This window comes from Halomonas sp. HP20-15 (assembly GCF_033446685.1).
Taxonomy (GTDB): Bacteria; Pseudomonadota; Gammaproteobacteria; order Pseudomonadales; family Halomonadaceae; genus Modicisalibacter.
In genome coordinates, this window is sequence record NZ_JAWQLY010000002.1 from 127,251 (window position 1) to 141,856 (window position 14,606).

The following is a 14,606-nucleotide window of genomic DNA, read 5'->3' on the forward strand; positions in this document are numbered from 1 at the left end:
GAGGCCCCCATGCAGCAATCCAGCTCGCCCCCCACCGGCCTTGCGCGCTTCAGTCCGGCGCGCCTGCCCGACTTCCTGCACCTGACCCGCCTCGACCGGCCGATCGGGACCTGGCTGTTGATGTGGCCGACGCTGTGGGCGTTGTGGATCGCCGCCGAAGGCCTGCCCGAACGCGCCACGCTGCTGATCTTCATCGCCGGGGTGTATGTGATGCGCGCCGCGGGCTGCGTGATCAACGACTACGCCGACCGCCACTTCGACGGCCACGTCAAGCGCACCAAGAGCCGCCCGCTGGCCACCGGGCGGATCGGCGAGGGCGAGGCCAAGGTGCTGTTCGGCGTGCTGGTGGCGCTCGCCTTCGGCCTGGTCTGCCTGACCAATCCCTTCACCGTGATGCTGTCGCTGGGCGGCGTGGCGCTGGCGTTCATCTACCCGTTCATGAAGCGCTATACCCACTGGCCCCAGGCGTTCCTAGGCGCGGCCTTCTCGTGGGCGATTCCCATGGCCTTCGGCGCGGTGCTGGGCACGGTGCCGGCCGACGCCTGGCTGCTGTTCTTCGCCAACGTGGCGTGGACGGTGGCCTACGACACCCAGTACGCGATGGTCGATCGCGACGACGATCTCAAGATCGGCATCAAGTCCACCGCGGTCTTGTTCGGCCACTACGACCGGCTGATGATCGGCCTCTTGCAGCTCGCCACGCTGACCCTGCTGGCCGTGGTCGGCACGCGCCAGGCGCTGGGCGGCTTCTTCTGGGCGGGCCTGGCGGCCATGGGGCTGATCTTCGTCTATCAGCACTGGTTGATCCGCGATCGCTCGCGGGAGCGCTGTTTCCGGGCGTTCCTCAACAATCACTGGGCGGGGTTGGTGCTGTGGGCCGGGCTGGCGCTGACGCTGTGGCCGGTCGCTGGCTGAGCCTGCTCGCCACGCCACGCCAAGCCGCGATTGCAGCGGTGCGCCGCTTGTCACAAGCTTGTCATATAGAGACGTTGTAATCGTCATCGACCTGTCATTGGTGGAGACCAGGCAACATGACATCCAAGACCGTACTGATCGTCGATGACGAATCCGCGATCCGCGAGATGATCGCCGTGGCGCTGGAGATGGCCGACTACCGGGTGCTCGAAGCCGACAACGCGCAGACCGCCCACGCCATGATCGTCGACGACCAGCCCGACCTGCTGCTGCTCGACTGGATGATGCCCGGCACCAGCGGCATCGAGCTGGCGCGGCGTCTCAAGCGCGAGGAAACCACCGCCGAACTGCCGATCATCCTGCTCACCGCCAAGAGCGAGGAGGACAACAAGATCCTCGGGCTCGAGGCCGGCGCCGACGACTACATCACCAAGCCGTTCTCGCCGCGCGAGCTGGTCGCGCGGCTCAAGGCGGTGCTGCGCCGGACCACGCCGCGCGGCATCGAGGATGCGGTCGAGATCGAGGGGCTGCTGCTCGACCCAGCCAGTCACCGGGTCTCCGCGCATGGTCAGTCGCTGGAGATCGGCCCCACCGAATACCGCCTGCTGCAGTTCTTCATGACCCACCAGGAGCGCGCCTATACCCGCGGTCAACTGCTCGACCAGGTGTGGGGCGGCAACGTCTACGTCGAGGAACGCACCGTCGACGTGCATATCCGTCGCCTGCGCAAGGCGCTCGGCGAGCCCCATCAGCATCTGATTCAGACCGTGCGCGGTACTGGCTACCGCTTCTCGGCCAGACTCTGAGCGCTTGCGATGTACTACTGGACCAACGAACTCTGGCGGCTGGGCTATCTGGTCGGCGGGCTGGGGCTGTTGGGCTGGGTACTCGGCGAACCGGGCTGGGGGCTGGCGGTCGGCCTCGGGCTGTTCGTATTCATCCACCTGCGCCATCTGCGCGAACTGTACGTCTGGCTGACCTACCACCCGGGGCGCGAGCCGCCGGTGGGCAGCGGCGTGTGGGGCGATCTGTTCGATCGCCTGTACAAGTACCAGAAGAGCCAGCGGCTGACCCAGCAGCGCCTGCGCGACGTGATCCGCCGCGTGCAGGAGTCCTCCGAGGCGATGCGCGACAGCGTGGTGATGCTCGACAGCCGCGGCGACCTGGAGTGGTGGAATAGCGCCGCCGAACGCATGCTCGGCCTGCAGACCCGCCACGATCGCGGCCAGCACATCACCAACCTGCTGCGCGCGCCGCGCTTCGTCGACTATTTCAACGCCCGCGATTACCGCGAGCCGCTGACCCTGCCCTCGCCGCTGCGCGACGACCTGATCCTGCAGTTCCAGATCACCCTCTACGGCGACGACGAACGGCTGGTGATGGCCCGCGACATCACCCGTCTGCACCGTCTCGAGCAGATGCGCCGCGATTTCGTCGCCAACGTCTCCCACGAGCTGCGCACGCCGCTGACCGTGCTCGCCGGCTACCTGGAAACCTACGCCGCCATGACCGAAGACATGCCGGCCGAGCGATTGCCGCCACGCTGGCAACGCGGTCTCAGCCAGATGCAACAGCAGACCACGCGCATGCAGAACCTGGTCGACGACCTGCTGCTGCTGTCGCGGCTGGAAACCGACCATCGCCTCGAGCAGGAAAGCCGCGTCGATGTCGCCGCGCTGCTCGAACAGGTCGCCGTCGACACCCGCGCGCTGACCGACGAGGGCCACGTGGTGCGCGTCGAGATCGAAACGAATCAGGCGCTGTCCGGCATCGAACAGGAACTGCGCAGCGCGCTGTCCAACCTGGCCTTCAATGCGGTGCGCTACACGCCGCCGGGCTCGACCGTCACCCTGCGCTGGCGGCCCTGGCAGGCAGGCGCCGCGCTCGAGGTCGAGGACGATGGCGAAGGCATCGACCCGGTGCACATCCCGCGGCTGACCGAGCGCTTCTACCGCGTCGACCAGGGCCGCAGCAAGGCCACCGGCGGTACCGGGCTGGGGCTGGCGATCGTCAAGCACGTGCTGCTGCGCCACGACGCGCAGCTGGAGATCGTTTCGCAGCCCGGCGAAGGCGCACTGTTTCGCTGCGTGTTTCCCGCCGCGCGGCTCTGCCTGCCGGCAGCCGGCGAGACGCCGGGTGCCATCAACGATCCCGCCAGCTGATCACCACGTGGCGCTCGGCCAGCGACGGATAGCGGGTACGCAGGCTGTCGCTCAGTGGCTCCCACATCAATTGCATCCCCGGTCGAGCAGCGCCGCCAGCGGCTTGCCGTCCAGCGACGCCGTGTCGAGTCTCAGCAACTCGGCGAGGGTGGCGCCGGCGTCGTCCATGCGCTGGATCCCGTTGACGGTGTCGAACGGCAGTTGCACGCCGCCGCGGATACCCTCGCCATGGAAGATCGCCAGGCCCTGGTTGGAGGCGAACGCCGTGCTCGCCGTGGGCACTTGGGGGCCATGATTGGCGCCGGCGCTGGTTACTGGTGCTACGGTATCGCCGCGGCCGTTGGTGCCCCAGACGAAGCCCGGCGCGTAGGCGAATAGCACGTCACCCATGTGCTCGCCCCAGTAGCCCAGCACGCAGGCATCCTGCTTCTTGACCGCCACAGCCACCGCATTGCGCTCGCCCTCGGGCGTGTCGACATACCACGTTGTCAGCGCCTTGAGGATGCGGGTCTGTACCCGGTCGACATCAGCGGCATCGACGATATCGCGATTGACGAAGATCTCCAGTCCGCCGCGCTCGTCCTTGAGAAAGGCCTGGCTGCGCCCGACCAACGCCCGACCCTGGGCATCGAGCGTACACAGGTCGAACTCGGCCAGCCGGCGATGGATGTCGCACAGGTAGCGATTGGGCACGTCGCCGTGATCGGAGGCGAGCACGATCACGGTGTCGTCGCGCCGCCCCGCCAGCAGCCGGCCCACGGCCTCGTCCAGAATCCGGTAGGAGTGGCGGATGACTTCCAGGTAACGCGCCTGTTCGGCCGGCGAGTAGAACGCCGACTCGGGATCGCAGTAGGCCAGGCAGGTGTGGTGGGTTTCGTCGTTGAGACGAAACACGGTGGCGAACAGCTGGAAGTCCTCCTCGTTGAGCAGCGTCAAGGCGCTGTCGGCCAGCCACGTCAATTGATGGCGCCCCTCCTCGAAGCTGGTCTCGAAGTAATGGATGTCGGGATCGGCCGAAACCGCCCACTTGGAGATGAAGGGCCCGTGACGCTGGATCAGGCGCTCGGCCAGCGCCGGCTGGTTGCTCAGCCTGCCGGGAGCGGTGATCTGCGACTGCAGCAGATCGAGCCGCCCCTCGGCTGCGTCGAAAGCCAGCAGCTTGAAGCGCACGCAGCCGCTTTCGCCGCCGGCTTCGACGGGCAGCCACTCGCTCCAGTCGCCGACATCCAGCCCGGCCCGGCGGTCGCCCAGGCCGAGGGCCAGCCGCGTGGCATCCCGAGGCGTCAGCGTCACCGCCAGCGGCTCGCCGCGATTGAGCGGGATGAGCGCATGATAAGCGTCGCCGGCGCGCTCGATGGCGAAACGGTTGTGCTTGTGGTGATGGGCCAGGGTCCCACTCGGCGGCCAGCCCAGCGCCTGGCTCCGGGGCGTTTCCGGCCACTCGCCCATGTGGGTGGTGTGCAGGCAGGCCGGGGCCAGCTCCATCGGTGCCGGGCCGCTTCCGCTCCAAAATGGCGCTAGACAAAAGTCGTCGACGTCGGCGGGCAGCAGGCTCTCGGGAAAATGGACCAGCGCGGCGCGCTTACCGGCCTCACGCATCAGTTCGAGCAGATGCCGAGTCCCGCGCGGCGGCAGACGCTGGCCGACCCAACTGGTGCCAGGCGCCTGACCGCTAAGAAAAGCGACGAAGTTGGTATCGCCCCAGGTCGAGATGTAGGGCAACAACCGGGTCGTGCCACCCTCATCGCGCAGCCGCTGGATGTTGGGCAGCTCGCCCTCGGCGCAGAAGCGCTCGACGAGTTCGGGAATAAGCCCGTCGACCCCCAGCAGCAGTACTTTCTTGGCTCGATTGGTCATGCGGTGTCCTTTTGGCAGTGGCGGCGATCAGGCGTCGATGCGATAGCGGTCGATGACGCGGCGGTCGATCTCGATGCCCAGACCCGGCTTGTCGAGCACCTCGACGCAGCCATTGGCATTGAGCTGGAATTCGCCGCCGATCAGTTCCTGGCGAAACGGATGCGCCGACTGGTCGTACTCGAGCATCGGCTCATCGGGCGTCAGCGACAGTGGCTGGGGCGGCAGGCTGGCGATGAACTGCACCGCGGCCGCCAGGCCGACACCGGAGCCCCACACGTGGGGAATCAGCGGTACGTGCCAGGCCTGGGCCAGCGCGGCGATCTTCTGGCATTCGGTAAGACCGCCGGCGGCGCCGAGATCCGGCTGAATCACGTCCAGCGCGCCCTCGCTGATCAGGTCGCGATAGCCGAGCTTGGTGTATTCGTTCTCGCCGGCGGCGATCCAGGTGCGGGAGAGCCCCTTGAGTTCGCGGTAGCCGTGGCGGTTTTCCGGGCTCAACGGCTCCTCGAACAGGTGCACGCGGGTCTCCTCGAGCTCCATCAGGATGCGCCGCGCCGCGGGCACGCTGTAGGCGCAGTTGGCGTCCATCATCAGCGCCACGTCGTCGCCCACCGCCTCGCGCACCGCGCGCATGTCGCGAATATCCGCCTCGATGCCGAAGCCGGTCTTGAGCTTCATCGCCCGGTAGCCGTTGGCCTGGTGGCGCAGCGCCTCCTCGACCACCTCCTCGGGATACTTGCCGCCCTCGCGACGATAGAAGCCGGTAGCGTAGGGGCGGATTTCCTTGCGGAACGCCCCGCCCATCAGGCGGTGGATCGGCTGACCCAGCGCCTTGCCGGCCAGATCCCACAGCGCGATGTCGATCGCGGCGATGCCGAACAGCGCCGCGCCCTTCTGGCCGTAGGGCCGGGTGTGGTTGTACATCGCCTCCCACAGCACTTCGCGATCGAAGATCGAGCGGCCGATCACCAACGGCTTGAGCGCATGCTCGACCATCGCCTGGGCGACCTGCGGCGGCTGCAGGCCGTGATTGACGCACTCGCCCCAGCCGACCAGCCCGTCGTCGGTGTGGATTTCGACCAGCATCGCGGTGCGCTGATGCACCCAGCCCTGGGAGAAGGCGAACGGCTGGTCCAGCGGCGCGGCCAGCACATGGGTCTTGAGATCGGTAATGGTCATGACGATTCGCTCATCGAGAAAGTGGAAGGATCGGCCTGCGGGCTACCCGGACTTGGTGGCGAGCGGCGCCATGCGTCGGTAGCGCGCCACGATCAGGCGATAGAGGCCGTAAAGCACCACCAGCGCGGCCAGCGTGACGCCGATCACGGCCGTTGCGGAGCCCGACGGTGATGTCACGCCGAGCGGCGACAGCGCCGCGTAGAGCAGCACCAGCAGTGCCACCAGGGCCCAGCTGGCGTGGCGGGCGTAGCGCCAGGGAGTCACGTCGACCTCCCGGGTGTAGGTCAGCACGAAGGGCGTGGCCTGGGGCTTCAGGTAGCGCACCAGGCTCATCACGCCGTGCATCAGGATGAAATTGATTCCGACCAGCACCAGCCAGTGGACCTGCACGAAGCCGAGATCGTCGCCCAGCACGAAGTGCGTGACGTAGAAGAACGCCATGCCGAAGGCCAGGCCGAGGTAGCCGGCCAGTGCCGGCGCGCGCCTGGAGATCACCCCGAATAGCACCACGGTGAAGATCGGCACGTTGATCACCGCCATGATGGTGCGCATCAGCGTGTAGAGGCTGTCGGCACTGGCGATGAACGGCGCGATGACGATGCACAGCACGATGGTGAGGATGGCGAACAACCGGCCCACGGCCACGGTCTGGCGGTCGCTGGCATCGGGCCGGATCAGCTGCTTGTAGAGGTCCAGGCTGATTAGCGTCGACAGACTATTCACGCCGCTGTTGAAGGAGCTCAGGATGGCGCCGAACATCGCCGCGCAGAAGAACCCGGTCAGCCAGGTCGGGAGTATCGCCCGCACCAGCACGGGGTAGGCGGTATCGGCGTTGAGCGCGTCACTACCCGGTTTGCTGGGAATGTCCAGCAGGCCGTGCTGGAACAGGTGGTAGGCGATGATCCCCGGCAGCACCAGCATGAATACGCCGACGATCTTGAGAAAGCCCGCCGCCAGCACGCCCTTCTGGCTCTCGGCCAGGTTCTTGGCGCCCAGGGCGCGCTGCACGATGGCCTGGTTGGTGCACCAGTAGAACAGGTTGATGATGATGACCCCGGAAATCATCCCATACCACGGGATGTTGGCGTCGTCGCTCAGGCCCACGGCACTCATCCGTTGGGGGGATTCCGTCATCAGCGTGTGGAAACCGGCCGTGAAATCGCCGTCGCCCAGCGTGTAGAGTCCCAGGATCGGCACCAGCAGCCCGGCGATCAGCAGGCCGATGCCATTGATGCTGTCCGAGACCGCCACCGCCTTGAGCCCGCCGAACACCGCATAGATGCCGCCGGTGACGCCGATGGCGATCACCATCAGCCAGGTCGTCGCGGCCTGGCCGATACCCAGCAGACCGCCGATGTCGAACAGCTGGCCCAGCGTGATGGCGCCGGCATAGAGCACGAACGGCAAAAAGCCGATGACGATGGCGTAGATGAAGATCAACGACGCCACCACGCGCATGCGCTTGCCGAAGCGGTTTTCCAGAAACTGGGGAACCGTGCTGATTCCCGAGCGCAGGTAGCGCGGCAGGAACAGGAACGCCAGCGCGATGAGCGCCAGGGCCGCCATGGTCTCCCAGGCCATGACGTTGGCACCGTTGCTGAAGGCGTTGGCGTTAAGCCCGGTGAGCTGCTCGGCCGAGATGTTGGTCAAGAACAGCGAACCGGCGATCACCGTCCAGGTCAGGCTGCGCCCGGCCAGGAAATACCCGGTGACCTGGCTCAGGTCTTCCCGGCGGGTCTTGAGATAGGCGATGACGGCAACCAGCGCCGTGAAGAACAGAAACGACACAAGCGTCAGCATGACAATACCTCGCAAGTAGGGCGGGCGTTGGTCTTGTATTTATTCGGCGACGCGAGCCGACGCCTGGCGGCGACTCGCGACGTTGGCACGCCACTGGGCAAGCGACGACCACAGCGTCCAGACGAGGAACAGGCCGATCAGCGCGAACAGCGTCGTGGCGATGCCGCTGTGGGTGAAGAAGGACAGAAAGTCGCCCCGGGAGATCAGCAGGCCCCGGCGCAGCGAACTCTCCAATGCCGGCCCCAGCACCATGCCGATGACCAGCGGCGCCAGTGGATAGCCGCCAAGCCGCAGCGCGTAGGCGAGAATGCCGGTCAGCGCGGCGACCACCAGATCGAGCGGATTGCCGCGCACCGACGCTGCACCGATGAAGCTGAACATCACGATGCCGGCCATCACGAACCCCAATGGCAACTTGAACAGGTAGCGGAACAGGCCGATGGAGGGTTTGCTGAGAATCAGCATGACCACGTTGACGATGATCAGCACCACGAACAGCGCATAGACCGTCTGCGCCTGGTCCGCCATCAGCCGCACGCCCGGGGTGATGCCATGGATGACCATCGCCCCCATCATCATCGCCGTGACCACGTCGCCGGGGATGCCCAGCGCCAGGGTGGGGATGAAGGCGCTGCCGGTCACCGCGTTGTTCGAGGACTCCGAGGCGATGATGCCGTCCGGCTCGCCCTTGCCCAGTTGGGCGCGGCGTGGCGAGAGTTTCTGCGCGGTGGCGTAGCTGATGAAGGCCGCCGCCGCCGCACCGGTACCCGGCAGCGCACCGACGAAGCTACCGATGAGCGAGCCGCGCAGCAGTTCGATCGAGCGGCGCCCAATCTCGCGCAGGCCGGGAAAGCGCAGTCGCGCCTCGGGAATCACCGTCGCTTCGTCGTCGCGCGCCGAGAAGCGGACAAAGATTTCCGACAGCGCGAATGCCCCCACCACCACCGGGATCAGGTCCAGTCCCGAACTCAACGCCTGGGTGCCGAAAGTAAAGCGATCGGCACCGGTGATCGGATCCGAGCCGACCATCGAGAAGAAGAAGCCCATCATCCCGCACAGCAGCCCCTTGAGCAGGCTGCCACGGGAGATCCCGACGATGCACAGCATCGCCAGGCAGACCAGCGCGAAGACCTCGATCGAGCCGAAGTTGACGGCGAACTTGGCCAGTTGCGGCGCGCAGAAGATCAGCAGCACGCAGGAGAGCACGCCGCCGAAGAACGAGGCGAAGGTCGCCCAGCCCAGCGCCTCGTCGACGCGGCCCTGCTGGGTCATCGGATAGCCGTCGAAGGTGGTCGCCGCCGACTGCGGCGTTCCCGGCGTGTTGATCAGGATCGCCGTGATCGAGCCGCCGTAGACCGAACCGCAGTAGACGCCGATCAGCAGCGCCATGCTGGTGATGACGTCGAGTCCGAAGGTGAAAGGCAGGAAGATCGTTAGTCCCACCACCGAACCCAGGCCGGGCAGCCCGCCGATGATGATGCCGGCCCAGGTGCCGACCACGATCGCCAGCAGCGCCTGCCAGGTGAAAGCGTCACCCACCGCCGCGAGTATCACGTCCATCTCAGATCACCCCGCTGTTCAGCATTGCCGGCAGGCGGATCAGCAGCACATGGTGGAACAAGAACCACAAGCCGCCGCCGATCAGCGCCGTTCCCACCAGCAATGGCAGCGTACGGCGCACCCGAAACAGCCACAGCGTCAGCGCCACCAGCACCAAGGCCGGCAAAAGAAAGCCGAGCGTGTCCATCGTCATGGCGGCCAGCAGCACCGCGGCCATCAATAATGGCAGCGGCGAAAGCGAAGATCGCGGGCTCGGCGCGTGGCGCAGCGCTTCGATGATCGTCAGCGTGAGCGCCATCGCGCACCAGATGGCAAGCACCACGCGCGGCATTAGCATGGCGTCGGCCGGCCCATTCCAGGCCACGACCGAGAGACCGATGCCGGCGGCCAGCAGCGTCAGTGCCAGCCACAAGCGGGGATGAATCAGGGATGCGAGCATGGAGCGCTTCTCCTGGGGACGGTCGAATCGTTATTGCGTCAGGCCGGCGTCCTGCAGCACCTGCTTGTTGGCCTCGAAGCGCCGCTTCACGAAGGCCTCGAAATCGTTCGGACCGAGATAGGCGATGCCGGCCTTGGCCTTGTCAGCGAAGGTCTTGAAGCGCTCGGACTCGACCGTGGCCTTGCAGGCCTTGGCATACTGACTCGCGCGCTCCTCGGAGATGCCCTTGGGCGCCACCACGCCCTGCCAGACGGCAAAATCCAAGGCCGGCAGGCCGAGCTCATCGATGGTCGGCACGTTCTCGTAACCCGCCACGCGCTGTTCGGCGAAGACCGCCAGCGGACGCAGGTCGTAGTTCTCGAGGATGGTCTCGGTGTCGGCCATGATCTGGATCTCATCGCCGGCGAGGGCGTTCATGGCCGGTCCCGAGCCGCTGTAGGGCACGTGCTCGGCCTTCAGGTCGCTATTGACCACCAGTGCCGCCATGGCCAGGTGCGGCAGCGTGCCGGGGCCGGAAGAGCCGTAGAGGAAGGGATACTCCTGCGACTGCTCGACGAGTTGCTGGAAGGATTCGATGTCGGAGGATTTCGAGACCATCAGGAACATCGGGTTGGAGACGGTGCGACAGATGTAGGTGAAGCTGTCCGGGCCATAGGAAAGCTCCTTGAGCGACGGCTGGATGCTCAAAGAGCCCGCCGGCGCGTACTCGATGATATTGGGATTGCCCTCGCTGCCGGCGACCTCGGCCGTGCCTACCGTGGCGCTGGCACCGGCGACGTTGCGCACCACCGAGGTCACGCCCAGTTGCTGCGAGAAGATCGGCTCGAAGCTACGGGCAACGATATCCGTCGCTCCGCCAGCGGCGAACGGCACGACGATATCCAGCGTGTCGGCGGCCAGGGCCGAGTGAGCGGCGCCGGCCAGCGTCAGTGCAGCCAGGCTACAACGCAGTGATTTCATGGTGAACTCCCTATTTCGTAGCGCTACGAAATTGATTGTGTTGTTTTCGCCGGCCCGGTCGCTTCTCTTGTGCCGACCGGCGCTGTATAGAGATCCTCTGGTTACGTCGATTATCGTAGCGCTGCGATTTTTACCCTACAATCGATCCTCGTCGTCCATTCGTCGTAGTCCCAGGCATGGTGGATGCGACTCCACGAAGGCACGATCACGAATCGACACCCGACCCGGTACACTGACGGACCGGGCACGACGGGCAGTAAGAGCAGCGATCAAGCGACAGGGATAAGGACCAAGGCCGTGGCAAGACGCAGGCGCAGTTCACAACGAGTCACCATGGGTGAGGTGGCGCAGCTGGCGGATGTATCGCCGAGCACGGTGTCTCTCTACATGCGGCGCCCCGACGAGGTTTCACCGCGACGCGCCGAGAAGATCCAGTCAGCGATCGACCGGCTGGGCTATCTACCCAACACCATGGCTGGTGGATTGGCCTCGTCGCGTTCCAATGTCATCGGCGTGATCGTACCGACCATCACCAACTCGTTCTTCTCCGCCACGCTCGAGACCCTGGAACGCCATCTGCGTAGTGCCGGCTATCAACTGCTGATCGGCAACACCGAATTCGATGAATCGCGCGAAGAGGAGTTGATCCGCTCGATCATGAGCTGGAATCCGGCCGGGCTGGTGCTGACCGGCTTCCTGCACAGCCGCCAGTCACTCTCGCTGCTGGCCAAAAGCGACACGCCGATCGTCGAGATGTGGGACTACGGCAGGCCGGGGCTGGATATGGTAGTCGGGTTTTCCCACCACGCCATCGGCCGCCAGGTGGCCGAGCATATGGTCAACAAAGGCTACCGGCGTACCGCCTTCATCAGCACCAACTTCCAACGCGATGTGCGCGCCGGCGATCGCTACCATGGCTTTTGCGAGACCGTCGAAGCCGCCGGCGGCCAGGTCGTGCTGCGTCAACTCGCGGGACGCAGTGACACTGCGGAGACCGGGCGACTGCTCGGCGAGCTGATGGCCGAACACCCTGAAATCGAAGCGATCTGCTGCTCCAACGACATGGTCGCCCTCGGCGTGATGTTCGAATGCCAGCGACGGGGCTGGTCGATTCCCGGCCGCCTCGCCGTGGCCGGCTTCGGCAACCAGGACTTCACCGCCAGCACCGTGCCGCCGATGACCAGCGTCGAACCGCCGCGCCTGGAGATTGGCCAGCACATCGCCCGGCTCTTGCTGGCCCGCCTCAAGGGCAACTTGCCGGAAACCGACAAGCAGCTCGACCTGGGAGTCAGGCTGGTGGCTCGCGGGAGCACCTGACCGACAAGAGCCCCGCACCTGGCGGACGCTCGCTCATGAACGAACCGGCAGCTGGCTATAGTGCTGCTGCCACATCAGTACCGCGCCGGCCACCGCGCCGGGCAGCAGAACCAGGTTGATCAGCGGCAGCCAGGTCGCCGCCAGCACCCAGCCGCCGAAGGTCAGCGTCGGCCACCAGCGCGCGCGCAGCCGCCGGCGCATGTCGGCGAAGGCCACGCGGTTATTGTCCATCGGGTAGTCGAGGTAGGTGATCGCCATCATCCACGCCGAGAACGCCGCCCACAGAAACGGCATCGCCAGGTTGAGCCCGGGCACGAAGCCGATCAAAAACAGCAGCGCCATGCGCGGCAGGATGTAGCCCAGCTTGACCAGTTCGCGGCCCAGCGCGTCGATGCCGCCACGCATCAGGCTGCGCTCGTCGGCCGGCGGCCGGCCGCTGAGCCGGGTCTCGACCTTCTCGGCGAGAAAGCCGTAGAACGGTGCGGCGATCAGGTTGGAGACCAGCGTGAAGGTGAAGAACACCACCACCACCAGGCTGATCACCAGCAACGGCCAGATCAACCACTCGAGCCAATCCAGCCAATCCGGCACCTTGAGCATCCAGTAATCGAGCCAGCCGCCGAAGTTGTTCAGCAAATAGACGATGGTGCCGACATAGAGCGCCAGGTTGGCGACGATCGGCAGAAACACGTAGCGGCGCAGGCCCGGCGAGAGCACCAACCGGGTGCCCTGCGACAGGGCGCCAAAGGCGTTGAGCATGACAGCGATCCGTAGGCCGACGTACTTGAGGGCCGCCAGCGCGGCGACGATGTTCGTCCGCCGGCCAGGACGGCGGCGGGCGAGGCCTAACCTTTACTGCCCAGGTCCCGCTCGTCAAGGGTATCGACGTCGCTGTGACGGATATCGAGGCCCTTGACCAGGTAGATGACGTACTCGGCGAGGTTGTCGGCGTGATCACCGATGCGCTCCAGCGCGCGCAGGATCCACATCACGCTCAGGATCGAGGTGATCGAGCGCGGGTCCTCCATCATGAAGGTCACCAGCGAACGCATCGCCGAGGTGTATTCGCTGTCCACCGCGTCGTCCTCGCGGACCACCTTGAGCGCCAGTTCGGTATCGAAGCGGGCGAAGGCGGTCAGCGCGTCGCGGACCATGTTGCGCACGTGCTCGCTGATGTGGCGAACCTCGACGAAGCCGCGCGCGGAGCGTCCCGATTCGGCCAGCGACAGCGCGTTGCGGGCGATCTTGTTGGCCTCGTCGCCGATCCGCTCGAGATCCGAGGTGGCGCGGATCACCGCCAGCACCAGCCGCAGGTCGGAGGCCGCCGGCTGGCGGCGCGCCAGTACCCGGGTGCACTCCTCGTCGATCTTGAGCTGCATGTCGTTGACCGCGGTGTCGTTGTCGCGCACCCGCTCGGCCAGCCGGCTGTCGCCCTCGAGCAGCGCGGCGATGGCGTCCTGGATCTGCTTTTCGACCAGCCCGCCCATCGCCATCAGGTGGGTCTTGAGATCCTCGAGCTCCTGATTGAACTGGTTGGAGATGTGCTGGCTGTGGGTATCGCTGGTGATGTCCATGTTTCCTCCGGGGCCGCAAGGGTTTCGAAAAAGCTCAGCTCATGCGGCCGGTGATGTAGTTTTCGGTGCGCGTCAGGCGTGGATTGGTGAACAGCCGGTCGGTGGCGGCGTACTCGACCAGCTCGCCGGCCTGCAGGAAGGCGGTGTAGTCGGAGACCCGCGCGGCCTGCTGCATGTTGTGGGTGACCAGTACCAGGGTCAGCCGCGACTTGAGGCCGCGGATCAGCTCCTCGATCTTCAACGTCGAGATCGGGTCGAGCGCCGAGGCCGGCTCGTCGAGCAGCAGCACCTCGGGCTGTACCGCCAGCGTGCGGGCGATCACCAGGCGCTGCTGCTGGCCGCCGGACAGCGCCCAGGCCGAGCCGTGCAGGCGATCCTTGACCTCGTCCCACAGCGCCGCCGACGCCAACGCCGATTCCACCGCCTCGTCGAGTACCCGCTTGCGCTTGATGCCCTGCAGGCGCAGGCCGAACGCCACGTTGTCGTAGACCGACATCGGGAACGGGTTGGGCGCCTGGAAGACCATTCCCACCCGCCGGCGCAACTCGGCGACGTCGACCTCGTCGCCATGAATGTCCGTGCCTTCCAGGCGAATGCGACCCTGGCGGCCGGCCTCGTCGTTGAGATCGTGCAGCCGGTTCAGGGCGCGCAGCAGGGTCGACTTGCCACAGCCGGACGGGCCGATGAAGGCGGTCACCCGCTGACGCGGAATACGCAGCGTCAAGCCGCTCAACGCTGGCTTGCCGGCGTAGTCCAGCGTCAGATCGTCGATGACGAAGCAGCTCGCTGCGTCGGCGAAATCGACGATCGGCGAGGGAGCGGCCGACGGGCTGTGGATAACGG

13 protein-coding genes are annotated in these 14,606 nt (G+C 66.0%); 4 read left to right on the plus strand and 9 right to left on the minus strand.

The annotated features are described in order from the left end of the window. Positions 1-9: 9 nt before the first annotated feature. The 3 genes from ubiA to phoR all read left to right on the plus strand — a co-directional run bounded on the left by ubiA (position 10) and on the right by phoR (position 3,077). On the plus strand, positions 10-915 hold the full coding sequence (gene ubiA / locus R6258_RS02940) for a 4-hydroxybenzoate octaprenyltransferase (RefSeq protein ID WP_318447180.1): 906 nt from the start codon (positions 10-12) through the stop codon (positions 913-915). A 116-nt stretch (positions 916-1,031) separates the two neighbouring features. Further along, the gene (gene phoB / locus R6258_RS02945) at positions 1,032-1,721 is read left to right on the plus strand and encodes a phosphate regulon transcriptional regulator PhoB (protein ID WP_318447182.1); all 690 of its coding nucleotides are present in this window, start codon (positions 1,032-1,034) and stop codon (positions 1,719-1,721) included. Positions 1,722-1,730: 9 nt separating this feature from the next. Beyond that, entirely contained in the window at positions 1,731-3,077 is a 1,347-nt protein-coding gene (phoR, locus tag R6258_RS02950; protein WP_318447186.1) for a phosphate regulon sensor histidine kinase PhoR, read from the plus strand. 66 nt (positions 3,078-3,143) lie between these two features. Here the strand turns inward: phoR and R6258_RS02955 are convergent, their stop codons facing one another. From R6258_RS02955 to R6258_RS02980, 6 genes are read right to left on the minus strand one after another with little or no spacing between them, the layout of a single operon-like run. Next, positions 3,144-4,934 carry an alkaline phosphatase family protein gene (locus R6258_RS02955; protein ID WP_318447191.1) on the minus strand — a complete coding sequence of 597 codons (1,791 nt, stop codon included), beginning with the start codon at positions 4,932-4,934 and terminating at the stop codon, positions 3,144-3,146. Positions 4,935-4,961: 27 nt separating this feature from the next. Next, positions 4,962-6,113, minus strand: coding sequence for a mandelate racemase/muconate lactonizing enzyme family protein (locus R6258_RS02960; RefSeq protein WP_318447194.1), 1,152 nt, complete (start codon positions 6,111-6,113; stop codon positions 4,962-4,964). A gap of 42 nt (positions 6,114-6,155) precedes the next feature. Continuing rightward, positions 6,156-7,913 carry a solute:sodium symporter family transporter gene (locus tag R6258_RS02965; protein ID WP_318447197.1) on the minus strand — a complete coding sequence of 586 codons (1,758 nt, stop codon included), beginning with the start codon at positions 7,911-7,913 and terminating at the stop codon, positions 6,156-6,158. Positions 7,914-7,952: 39 nt separating this feature from the next. Beyond that, on the minus strand, positions 7,953-9,473 hold the full coding sequence (locus R6258_RS02970; RefSeq protein WP_318447200.1) for a tripartite tricarboxylate transporter permease: 1,521 nt from the start codon (positions 9,471-9,473) through the stop codon (positions 7,953-7,955). A gap of 1 nt (position 9,474) precedes the next feature. Then, positions 9,475-9,912: a tripartite tricarboxylate transporter TctB family protein gene (locus tag R6258_RS02975; RefSeq protein ID WP_318447203.1), complete on the minus strand. Its 438-nt coding sequence runs from the start codon at positions 9,910-9,912 to the stop codon at positions 9,475-9,477. A gap of 30 nt (positions 9,913-9,942) precedes the next feature. Continuing rightward, entirely contained in the window at positions 9,943-10,872 is a 930-nt protein-coding gene (locus R6258_RS02980; RefSeq protein ID WP_318447206.1) for a tripartite tricarboxylate transporter substrate binding protein, read from the minus strand. 333 nt (positions 10,873-11,205) lie between these two features. On the opposite strand from R6258_RS02980, the gene R6258_RS02985 reads away from it, so the two are divergent. Then, positions 11,206-12,189, plus strand: a complete 984-nt coding sequence (locus R6258_RS02985) for a LacI family DNA-binding transcriptional regulator (RefSeq protein WP_318447208.1) — start codon at positions 11,206-11,208, stop codon at positions 12,187-12,189. 33 nt (positions 12,190-12,222) lie between these two features. Here R6258_RS02985 and cysZ read toward each other — a convergent pair whose 3' ends face one another. The 3 genes from cysZ to pstB form a co-directional block, all read right to left on the minus strand. Next, positions 12,223-12,948 (minus strand): sulfate transporter CysZ, encoded by a 726-nt coding sequence (gene cysZ, locus R6258_RS02990; RefSeq protein WP_318447211.1) that lies wholly within the window; start codon positions 12,946-12,948, stop codon positions 12,223-12,225. An 86-nt stretch (positions 12,949-13,034) separates the two neighbouring features. After that, entirely contained in the window at positions 13,035-13,763 is a 729-nt protein-coding gene (gene phoU, locus R6258_RS02995; RefSeq protein WP_318447214.1) for a phosphate signaling complex protein PhoU, read from the minus strand. A gap of 34 nt (positions 13,764-13,797) precedes the next feature. After that, positions 13,798-14,571, minus strand: coding sequence for a phosphate ABC transporter ATP-binding protein PstB (gene pstB, locus R6258_RS03000; protein ID WP_318448028.1), 774 nt, complete (start codon positions 14,569-14,571; stop codon positions 13,798-13,800). Positions 14,572-14,606: the final 35 nt, after the last annotated feature.